General features: G+C 73.2%; 7 protein-coding genes and 1 pseudogene. 1 reads left to right on the plus strand and 7 read right to left on the minus strand.

Annotated features, from left to right (window positions below; genetic code table 11):
* Window positions 1-204: pseudogene (locus ACFU99_RS19925) on the minus strand (VOC family protein); the annotation flags it as partial.
* A gap of 421 nt (window positions 205-625) precedes the next feature.
* On the opposite strand from ACFU99_RS19925, the gene ACFU99_RS19930 reads away from it, so the two are divergent.
* Window positions 626-2,776 (plus strand): alpha-amylase family protein, encoded by a 2,151-nt coding sequence (locus tag ACFU99_RS19930; RefSeq protein WP_384393696.1) that lies wholly within the window; start codon window positions 626-628, stop codon window positions 2,774-2,776.
* Between the two features lie 10 nt (window positions 2,777-2,786).
* Here ACFU99_RS19930 and ACFU99_RS19935 read toward each other — a convergent pair whose 3' ends face one another.
* The 6 genes from ACFU99_RS19935 to ACFU99_RS19960 all read right to left on the minus strand — a co-directional run.
* Window positions 2,787-3,974 carry a hypothetical protein gene (locus tag ACFU99_RS19935; protein ID WP_384393698.1) on the minus strand — a complete coding sequence of 396 codons (1,188 nt, stop codon included), beginning with the start codon at window positions 3,972-3,974 and terminating at the stop codon, window positions 2,787-2,789.
* Window positions 3,975-4,030: 56 nt separating this feature from the next.
* A complete protein-coding gene (locus ACFU99_RS19940; protein WP_384393701.1) occupies window positions 4,031-6,277 on the minus strand; it encodes a xanthine dehydrogenase family protein molybdopterin-binding subunit in 2,247 nt (748 codons plus the stop codon).
* Window positions 6,274-7,278, minus strand: a complete 1,005-nt coding sequence (locus ACFU99_RS19945) for an FAD binding domain-containing protein (RefSeq protein ID WP_384393704.1) — start codon at window positions 7,276-7,278, stop codon at window positions 6,274-6,276. Before ACFU99_RS19945 ends, ACFU99_RS19940 begins: the two co-directional genes overlap by 4 nt.
* Window positions 7,279-7,282: 4 nt before the next feature.
* On the minus strand, window positions 7,283-7,801 hold the full coding sequence (locus ACFU99_RS19950; protein WP_384393707.1) for a (2Fe-2S)-binding protein: 519 nt from the start codon (window positions 7,799-7,801) through the stop codon (window positions 7,283-7,285).
* 43 nt (window positions 7,802-7,844) lie between these two features.
* Complete coding sequence (locus ACFU99_RS19955; protein ID WP_384393710.1) at window positions 7,845-9,008, minus strand: MalY/PatB family protein; 1,164 nt, start codon at window positions 9,006-9,008, stop codon at window positions 7,845-7,847.
* A 53-nt stretch (window positions 9,009-9,061) separates the two neighbouring features.
* Window positions 9,062-10,056: phosphoribosylaminoimidazolecarboxamide formyltransferase (locus ACFU99_RS19960; RefSeq protein ID WP_384393713.1), on the minus strand; the 995-nt coding region annotated here is incomplete at its 5' end.

A 10,056-nucleotide genomic window follows, 5' to 3' on the forward strand; every position in this document is an offset into this window, starting at 1 on the left:
GCCCGTGCCCTCTTCGACGAGCGGCCCGGCCGCGGCGGCCACCAGCCCGCCGAGCCGGAAGACGCCGCGCCCCTCCGCCGCCGGCCCTGCGAGCTCGAACTCCCAGCCGAACAAGGCTCCGTAGAAGGCGGCGGCCGCCTCGACGTCGGGGGTCGCGAGGTCGACCCGGACCGGTGCGCCCAGGACGTGATCGGTCGTAAGCATGAGCTGATCCTCCGACCTGCCGGTGGTGAACGAGTCTGTGGTGAACGGGCCTTGACCGAGCTGGTGTGCCGAGCGGTTCCCAGCATGGCAGGAGGCACTGACAACGGCCCTGCCCGAGCCGGTCGCGGTGCCCGCCGCTCACCCGTCACGCCCGGCGCGACTCCTTTGCCCGCTTGACGCGCGGGCAGCCGCGGCGTATGAGAAATCACCGTCGACGGGCCGTTGTCTCATTTCTCCCGGAAACCGCAAGTCGTGATCCGGACGATTCCCTCCATGGATGCAATCTCCCTCCGATTTCCAGAAATGATCAGTAAGCGGTCAGGCAGAATTCTCGGGCACCGAACAGATCCGGCAGCGGGACCCGAAACGGGACCGGAAACGGGACCGGCAGCGGAACCGACACGAGAATCAGGGAGAAGCCGTGAACCGAGAGCGAAGATTCGGCCGCAGAAGACTCTTACAGGCAGGGCTCGGCGTCGGCGGCGCCGCTCTGACGGCGAATCTCCTGCCCGCCCTGCCGGGCCCGCAGGGCCGGACCGCCTGGGCCGTGCCCGCCGAGGCGCCCCCCGGAGCGGAGCTCCTCGGCGGCTTCCCCGACTGGAGCAGATACGCGCGACTGGCCGACGCCACCTTCGACGACGACGCCGAGGCCGGCGCCCTGAAGCCGGTGATCGCCGCGCTCAAGGCGCAGCACGTCAGCGTGATCGAGGTCGACACCATCCTGTCGAACTGGCTGACGGACGCCCAGTACACCGCGCACCTGAAAACGATCAAAACCTTCGTGGGCCTGGCGCACCAGTCCGGCATACGGGTCGTCATGTATTACCCGTCACTGGAATTGATCAGCGCCGGCGGCGAGAAGGGCCCCTCGTTCTACAAGAACAGCAACGGAAAGGCATGGGTGCAGCGCTCCCTGGACGGGAAGCCCAATGTCTTCTACGGCAGCCTGGTCGTATGGGTGGACCCCGGCGACGAAAGCTGCTGGATGAGCCCCAACTCCCCGTGGCGCGACTACTACCTGGGCCGGATCAAACTGCTCGCGGCCACCGGCGTCGACGCGATCTGGCCGGACGTGCCGATCTACTTCGACGGCGCGGCCGACTGGTGCGACGCCTCCACGTGGGCCGCGACCGCCTTCAAGGCCGACACCGGCCTCGACCTGCCGGCCAAGAAGGACTTCGGCAACCTCGCCTTCCGCCGCTTCGTCGAGTGGCGTCACCGCAATCTGCACCAGTGGCAGGTCGATATCGCCGCCGCCGGCGCGTCCGTCAACCCGGACCTGGTCACCTTCTCCGAGACGGTGAGCATGGACTACCAGTACGCCACCCTGATCGGGCTCGACGGCGCGTACACCCGGCAGACGCCGGGGCTCAGCCAGTGCTGGGAGGTGGACATCCTCAGCAACTACGACGGGATGCGGCACGCCACCGCCTCCGACTGGACCTGTCTGATCTCGATGTACAAGTACGCGCGGGCCGCCAGCGGCGCGAAGCCCGCCTGGGCGTTCTCCTACGGCTGGAAGGCCGACGACGCCTCCCTGGTGATGGCCGAGGTGCTGGCCGCGGGCTGCAACGCGTACGAGGTCAAGACGCCGTTCAAGAGCGACAGCGCCGACCTCCCGATGCGCACCCGCATGTACGGCTTCGTCGAGGCCCACGAGAAGCAGCTGTACGACGCCACGCCCCTGGCGGACGTCGGCGTCTACCACTCCGCCGCCTCCCGCGACTTCGTCAGCCCCTCGCCGGGCAACGGCATGTACGTCAATACCAAGAAGCCCGCCGGGGTCAAGGAGTGGTGGGCCAGCGAGGCGGAGGAGAGCTGCACCCGGCAGCAGTGGCTCGGCGAGTTCCGCGGCACCGTCAAGGCCCTGGTCTTCGAGCACATCCCGTTCACCACCGTGACCAGCCCCGGGCTCACCGCCGCCGACCTGACCGGCTACCGGGCGCTGCTGCTGCCCAACCTCCAGGCCGTCTCGGACGCCGAGGCCGAGGTGCTGCGCGGCTTCGTCTCGGGCGGCGGCACCGTTGTGATCACCGGCCCGGCGCCCACCGCGTACGACCAGCTGGGCACGGCCCGCGCCGAGCTGGCCCTCGCCGACGTGCTCGGCTTCCGCAAGGCCGACCCGCTGCCCGTGAGCAAGGAGAACCGGTTCGGCTCCGGCGTCTGCTGGTACTTCAAGGCACTCCTGGGCCACAGCTACCTGGCCAACACCGACCAGGCCAGCGCCGACCAGCTGCTCGCCCCGGTCCGCGCGGCGGCCCCGGCGCGGGTCAAGCTCACCGGCGACCGCCGTATCCACCTGGAGGCGAGCCGGCTTGGCGACGACACCATCGTGCAGCTGGTCAACTTCACCGGCTTCGGGGACGCCCCGGCCGCCTTCAAGGTCACCCCGGCGGCCTGCTCGGTCTCGCTCGTCGTCCCGGCGGGCAAGCAGGTGAAGTCGGCCACGGTCAGCTCGCCGGACGGGCCCTCGCCCGCCCCGCAGCCGGTCTCCTGGACGGTCTCCGGCAACGAGGCCACCGTCGCCCTGACCGTCACCCAGTACTCCCTCCTGGCGATCACCACGGGCTGACCGCTCCCGCCTACGCCCCGGGGACGCGGATACGCCACAGCGACGTCGGCCGCTCCTCGTCCCCGGGATGGGACTCGAACGCGATCCACCGCCCGTCCGGCGACCAACTGGGCGCGCCGTCATAGCTGTTGTTCCGCGTCACCCGGACCGGCCGGCCGCCGTCGGCGGACATCACGAAGATCTGCGGTATCTCCAGCCCGCCCGAGGTGGAGGAGAAGACCACCGAACGGCCGTCCGGCGACCAGCTGGCGTCGGTGTGCTCGCCCGCGCCCGCGGTGAGCCGCCGCAGCCCGCCGCCGTCCGCGTTCATGACGTACAGCGCCCACGCGTCGCTGTGCTGCTCGCGGCGCTGGAAGACGAGCCGGTCGCCTCGCGGGGACCAGTTGGGCTGCCGGTTGTCCGTACCGGTGGCGGGGCCGTTCAGCAGCCGGGTCTGCCCGCTGCCGTCCCGCCGGACCTTCCACAGGGAGCCGAGCGCGGACCGCTCCGGCCGCGCCTCCTCCTCCCTCTCGTCACCGTCGCCTTCACCGTCTTCCGGATCCGCTGACTCCGGCTCCTCCCGCTCCACGCTCTCCTGGAAGGCGATCCAGTCCCCGCGCGGCGAGAAACTGGGCTCCAGATACCCCGAGTCGCCGCCGTGCCGCGTCACTCTCGCGGGCTTCCCGCCGGGCGGCAGCACCCAGATCTCGTCACGGTCCGCCCGGTCGGAGGCGAACGCCACCCCGGCGGACGGGTGCCAGCTGGAACCGGGCAGGTTCACGGCGGCCTGACCGGACTCGTCGAGCAGCGTCCGGGAACCGCCGCGTGCCGCGCGGGCGGACGGCTGCCCGTCGGTTCCCGGCGGGAGCACCCGCAGCGCGGCGGCGCCCGCGTTGTAGCCGTCGTGGAAGAGCGTGAACAGCATCGACTTCCCGTCCGGCGAGAACGCGGGGTTCTGCGCGCTGGTCCGGCCGCCCGCGCGGTACATCAGCTCGGCTCCGTCCCCGCGCTTCGCCCGCTTCTCCGCCGGCCCCGTGGGACTCCCGGACCCGGTCGGCCCCTTCGACGTGGCCGGCCTCGTCGGCTTCTTCGACTCGGCTTCCCTCGTCGGAGCGTCCGACCCGGTGGGCCCGTGCGGGCGCGGCGGGCCGGCCTGTGAGCCGCACGCCGTCAGAACGAGGGCGGACAGGAGGGCTGCGACGTACGGACGGCTGCGCATCGCCCCGACAGTAGCGGAGTCAACTCCCGTACCACTAGCGCGAATTGGCGAATCGTTCATTCCTCTACGCGAGTACGTCCTCCGCCCGGATGGGCAGTGCCCGGTGCCGCCGGCCCGTCGCGTGATGGATCGCGTTGGCGATGGCGGGCGCCACCCCCACCAGCGCCACCTCGCCGCACCCCTTCACCCCGAGCGGGTTGACCAGCGGGTCGGGCACGTCGATGAAGTCGACGTCGATCCGGCCGGCATCGGCGTTGACGGGGACGAGGTACTCGGCCAGATCGGCGTTCTGGAACCCGCCGAAGCGGGGTTCGGGCTCGCTGCGCTCGCGCAGCGCCGCCCCGATGCCAGACCACACCGCCGCGGATCTGCGACGCGGCGGTCACCGGACTCGCGACCCGGCCGCAGTCCACGACGCTCACCACCCGCTCCACCCGGACCCGCCCGATGTCCGGTTCCACGTGGACCTCCACGAAGTGGGCGATGAAGCTGAACGCCGTGAAGCCGGGGTACTCGGGCCCGGCCGGAGTGGGCAGCCCCGCCCGCAGCCGGTCGGCGGCCTGCGCGGACTGGCCCGGCGGGAGGGAAACCGCCTCCGCCACGGTCTCCGGACGCCCGGCGGCAGCCGTCGAAGCCGCCGCCGCGACCGTATCGACAGGCCCCTCGTCCGGCGCCCCGAGCCGGGCCCGCAGCTTCCGCAGCGCGGCGTGGACCGCGGGCAGCGCCGTGGCCGTCCCCCAGGAACCGGCGGTCAGATGCTGCGGCACCCCGCCGGTGTCGCCGACCCCGATCCGTACGCGCGCGGCCGCGATCCCCAGGTCCAGGGCGACCGTACGGGCGATCGCCGTCCGCAGGCCCTGTCCCATCTCGTGCCCCGACACCTCGACGGCGATCCCGCCGTCGGCCGTCAGCCGCAGCCGCGCGACGGCGGGGCCCGCGGAGGCGCGGTACGCACCGGCTGCGACGCCCCACCCGACGAGAGCGCCGTCGGCCGCGCTCATCGAGCCGGGACGCGGCGTACGGACCGCCCAGCCGAACAGCTCCGCGCCCCGGCGCAGACACGCGGCGAGATGGCGGGAGGAGAACGGCCGCTGCGTCACGGGGTCCACGCCGGTGTCGTTCGCCAGCCGCAGCGCCACCGGGTCGCGGCCCGTGGCGCAGGCGATCTCGTCCACCGCCGATTCGAGGGCGAACACGGCGGCGTGCTCGAAGGGGGCGCGCATGAACCCCGGCGTCTGCACATCGGTGCGGGTCAGCCGCTGATGGCCCCGGAAGTCCCCGATCCCGTACATGCGCGCGGTGACGGAGGTGAAGTCGGAGGCGAACAGGTCGTGCCGGGACGTCTGCTGCCGGGTCTCGTGGACGAGGGCTGTGAGGAGCCCCGAACGGTCGGCGCCGAGCCGTATCCGGTGGCGGCTCGCGGGCCGGAACGTACTCCCGTGGAACGTCTGCGTCCTGGGCACGACGAGCTTCACCGGCCTGCCGAGCCGGCGCGCGGCGACGGCCAGCGGGCCGACGTGCGACTGGAGCCACGTCTTCTGCCCGAAACCGCCGCCGACCTGCGGGGAGACCACGCGGATACGGGCCGGGTCGACGCCCAGCTGGCGGGCCAGACCGTGCCGCACCGCCTCCGAGTTCTGTGTGCACTCGTGCACGACGAGGTCGTCGCCGCGCCACTCGACGACCGTGCCCAGCAGCTCCATCGGGACCTGGTGCTGCGGGCGGATGTCGTACTCCGCGTCGAACCGCACCGGGCTCCGCGCGAACGCCGCGTCGGCGTTGCCCACCGACGTGTCCGCGAACATCGGCTGAGGAAGGGCCGTCGCCTGCCCCAGCGTCTCGCCGCCCGGCGCGTCGAGCGTCACGGCCACCGGCTCCTCCTCGTACCGCGCCTCGATCAGCGCGGCCGCCTCGGCGGCCGCGACCAGGGTCTCGGCCACGACCAGCGCGATCGGCTGGCCGCGGTAGGCGATCCGGTCGTCCAGCAGCGGTTGCAGGGTCTGGAAGCCGTAGCCGCCGGTCAACCGGTAGCCCGCGGGGCGCAGTTCGTGCTCCTCGAAGCGCGTCGCGACCAGCAGCACGCCCGGCACGGCGCGGGCCGCCGAAGTTTCGACGTGCGTGACGCGGCCCCTGCCGACGGTCGCGACGGCGAGCATGGCGTGCGCGAGAGAGGGCGGCGTACGGTCCGCGCTGTAGCGGGTCGCACCGGTCACCTTCTCGTAGGCGTCGACGCGGGGGAGCGGGGCATCGGCGCGCGGGGCCGGGGCGCGGGGGAGCGGAGCACTGGGATCCGATGCGCTCATGAGGTGCCCCGTTCCGCGGCCGTGCGCAGCGCTCGGGCGACGACGCGCGCCCCGAGGCGGATCCTGAAGGCGTTGTGAGTGCCCGGCCGGGCGTCCGCGAACGCGGCCTCCCCCGCGCGTACGGCCCTCTCCTCCGTCAACAGCTCGCCCACGACCGCCCGTTCGGCCGCTTCGGACCGCCAGGGGCGCGTGGCGACGCCGCCCAGCGCGATCCGGCAGTCCGCGACCCGGCCCCGGCCGTCGAAGCCGAGCACCACGGCGGCGGACGCCAGCGCGAAGGCGAAGGACTCGCGGTCCCGGACCTTGTGGAAAACGGACGCGCGCCCGGCGGGCGTGGTAGGGACGCGGATGCGGACGATGAGTTCGCCCGCGCCGAGGGTGTGCTCCCGGTGCGGGGCGTCGGCCGGGTCCCGGTGCAGGTCGGCCAGTGCGATCGTACGGGCGCCATGGGGCCCGTACAGGTCGAGGCGGGCGTCGAAGGCGAGCAGCGCCACCGCCCAGTCGCCGGGGTAGGCGGCGGTGCAGGCGCCGTCCGCGCCGAGCACGGCGTGGCCCCGGTCGAGGCCGCCGCGGGCCGCGCAGCCGCTGCCCGGCCGCCGCTTGTCGCAGGGGAACGCCTCACCGCCGCGGAAGTAGCCGCACCGGGTGCGCTGGAGCAGATTGCCGCCCACTGTCGCCATGTTCCGCACCTGCGGGGAGGCGGCCAGGGCCAGCGACTCGGCCAGCGCCGGATAGTCCGCGCGCAGCACCGCGTCCTCGGCGACGTCGGCCATCCGCGCGCAGGCGCCGAAGACCAGCTCGTCGGGGCCGGACGTGTCGAACCCGGCCAGCTCCGGCAGCCGCCCGATGTCCACGACGGCCGACGGCGTCTCGACGCCCAGCTTCATCAGGTCGTACAGGCTCGTCCCACCGGCCAGCAGTCGCGTGCCGGGGCCGCCCTCGGCCAGCGCGGCGACGGCCTCGGCGACGGTCTCGGGCGCGCGGTAGGAGAAGCGGCGCATCGGCTCAGCCCGCCGCGGTGCGCGCGTAGTCGCGGACCGCGGCCACGATCCCCGGATACGCGCCGCACCGGCACAGATTGCCGCTGAGGTACTCCCGGATCTCGTCGTCGTCCCCGGCGTGCCCCTCGGCCACACATGCCAGGGCCGACATGATCTGGCCCGGCGTGCAGTAGCCGCACTGGAGCGCGTCATGGTCGATGAACGCCTGCTGGAGCGGGTGCGGGGCGCCGTCCGGCGCGGCGACCCCCTCGACGGTCGTCACAGCCCGGCCCCGGACCGCGATGGCGAGGGTCAGGCACGCCAGCACCCGGCGGCCGTCGACATGGACGGTGCACGCGCCGCACTGGCCGTGGTCGCAGCCCTTCTTCGCGCCCGTCAGCCCCAGCCGCTCGCGCAGCACGTCGAGGAGCGATTCGCGTACGTCCAGGACCGGGCGGACCGTTTCCCCGTTCACCGTGAAGATCACTTCCCTCGCGCCGTCCGGGGGCGAGCCGCGCTCCGGCTCCGTTGCCGTGTCCGTCACCGTGTCCTCCGTCCGTCCTCGGATCGAGCGGGCGCGGGGGAGCTCACGGGCGTTCCCGCGCGGCTTTGGCCAGCGCGGTGACGATGCGCTGGAGCAGGGGGCGCGAGGTGGCGAAGTTGAGCCGTACGAAACCGCGCCCGGCGGCCCCGAACACGGACCCGTCGCTCAGCGCGACCTTGGCGTGCCGGAGGAAGAAGCCGCCGGGGTCGTCCAGGCCGAGGCCCCGGCAGTCCAGCCACGCCAGGTAGGTGGCCTCCGGCGAGCGGTGGCCGACCTCCGGCAGCTCGGCCGCGAGCGCCTCGTCGAGGAACCGGCGGTTCCCGTCCAGATAGCGGACCGCGCGCCGCCGCCAGGCGTCCCCCTCGCGGTAGGCGGCGATATTGGCGGCGATGCCCAGCGTGCTCGACCCGTGCCGCGCGTGGAAGGGCAGCTGCCGCCAGCGCACCACGTCCCGCGGGTTCGTCAGGATCACCTGGGAGCACTTGAGTCCGGCGATGTTCCACGCCTTCGACGCGGACGTCACCGTGATGGTGTGCGCCGCCGCCTCGGCGGAGAGGGAGGCGTACGGAACGTGCCGATGACCGGGGTAGACCAGGCCCGCGTGCACCTCGTCGGCGATCACCCGCGCGCCGTGCGCGGTGACGACGGAACGCAGGGCGGTCAGTTCCGCCGGGGTGAACACCCGCCCGGCCGGGTTGTGGGGGCTGCACAGGACGACGGTCCGCGCGCCCGCCGCCAGCGCCGCGCCGATGCCCTCGACGTCCAGCGTCGGGCGTCCCGCGTCGGTCGTCAGCGGCACCTCGACGAGGGGACGGCCCAGGGCCTCGACGATCTCGAAAAACGGCGGATAGGCGGGCGTCGGGACGACGACGGCCGAACCGGGCGGGCTGTACGCGTCGATGCCCAGGCCGATGCCGGTGAGGATGTCGGGCACCAGGAAGATCTGCTCGGCCGGCACGGACCAGCCGAAGCTCTCCCGCAGCCAGTCGGCGCAGGCCGCCGGGAGGCCCGTGCGGATGTCGCGCAGCGGATAGCCGGTCTCGCCGTGGTCGACCGCACGGTGCAGCGCCTGACGGACCTCCGGCGCCAGGGGGAAGTCCATCTCGGCCACCCACGCGCCCAGTACCGAGGGCCCGTTGCGCCCCCACTTGAGGGAGCGCCGCGCCATTGCGTCGTCTATGCCGATGTCGTGGAACTCGGATGCCATACCGCGACCGCCCGCCGCCGTCCAGTAGCCCTCAGGGATGATTCAGTGGGAGATCAGTGGGAGAACAGCCGCAGTCCCGTGCGGACCAGGACGATGCCGTGCTCCCGGCAGGCCGCCTCGACCTCGTCGCTCCGCTTCGATCCGCCGCCCTCCACCACGCAGCGCACGCCGTGCCCGGCGGCGACGTCCACGTTGTCGCGGAACGGGAAGAAGGCGTCCGAGGCGAGCGTGCAGGGCGCTTCGCGGGACAGCCACGCCGCGCGCTCACCGGCGTCGAGTTCGTCGGCCATCCGCAGCACGGTGTTCACCCGCTCCTGGAGCGGCGTCCCGGCCGGGAACGCGCCGCCGGCGATCCGCGGATGCCGCCGCAGCCGCCAGCGGTCGGCCTTCTCCCCGGCCAGCCGCACGCAGTCCACCCGCGACTGCTGCCCCGTGCCGATGCCGACCGTCTTCCCGCCGGACACGTACGCCACCGAGTTGGACTGCGCGTACCGCGCCGCGATCAGCCCCAGCACGGCGTCCCGGCGCAGCTCCTCGGTGAAGCCGTCCGCGTCGCCGAGGGCCGTGCCGTCGATCGTCAGGGGGTCCCGGTCCTGGACGAGGCGCACCCCGAAGACGTCCCGGACCTCCTCCCGCGGCGGTACATGGCCGGGGTCCATCTCCAGTACCAGGAACGCGCCGCGCTTCTTGCGGGAGAGCGTCGCGAGGACGCCCGGCTCGTACGCGGGGGCGATGACGCCGTCGGAGACGACGCGGGCCAGGAGCCGCGCGGTGGCGGCGTCGACGGGGTGCGACACGGCGACCATGTCGCCGTAGGACGAGCGCGGATCGCAGTCGCGGGCCCGTGCGTAGGCGGACGCCACGTCCGAGAGCGGCGCGTCCAGCGCGAACGTGGCGCGGGCGGTCGCGTCGGTCTCGCCCGCGACGGCGGCGCCCGCCGGGGAGACGTGTTTCATGGAGGCCGCGGCGGGCGCCCCGAGCGCCGCGCTCGCCGCCCGTACCAACTGCCAGCCCTGGAGCGCGTCGAGTAGATTGACGACAGAAGGCG

The organism is Streptomyces sp. NPDC057654, from assembly GCF_042800135.1.
GTDB lineage: Bacteria > Actinomycetota > Actinomycetes > Streptomycetales > Streptomycetaceae > Streptomyces.

Bases quoted from the DNA above. Each gene is read 5' to 3' on its own strand.
- ACFU99_RS19940 (WP_384393701.1), bottom strand. From the start codon at position 6,277: ATGAGCGCATCGGATCCCAGTGCTCCGCTCCCCCGCGCCCCGGCCCCG.
- ACFU99_RS19955 (WP_384393710.1), bottom strand. From the start codon at position 9,008: ATGGCATCCGAGTTCCACGACATCGGCATAGACGACGCAATGGCGCGG.
- ACFU99_RS19945 (WP_384393704.1), bottom strand. From the start codon at position 7,278: ATGCGCCGCTTCTCCTACCGCGCGCCCGAGACCGTCGCCGAGGCCGTC.
- ACFU99_RS19935 (WP_384393698.1), bottom strand. From the start codon at position 3,974: ATGCGCAGCCGTCCGTACGTCGCAGCCCTCCTGTCCGCCCTCGTTCTG.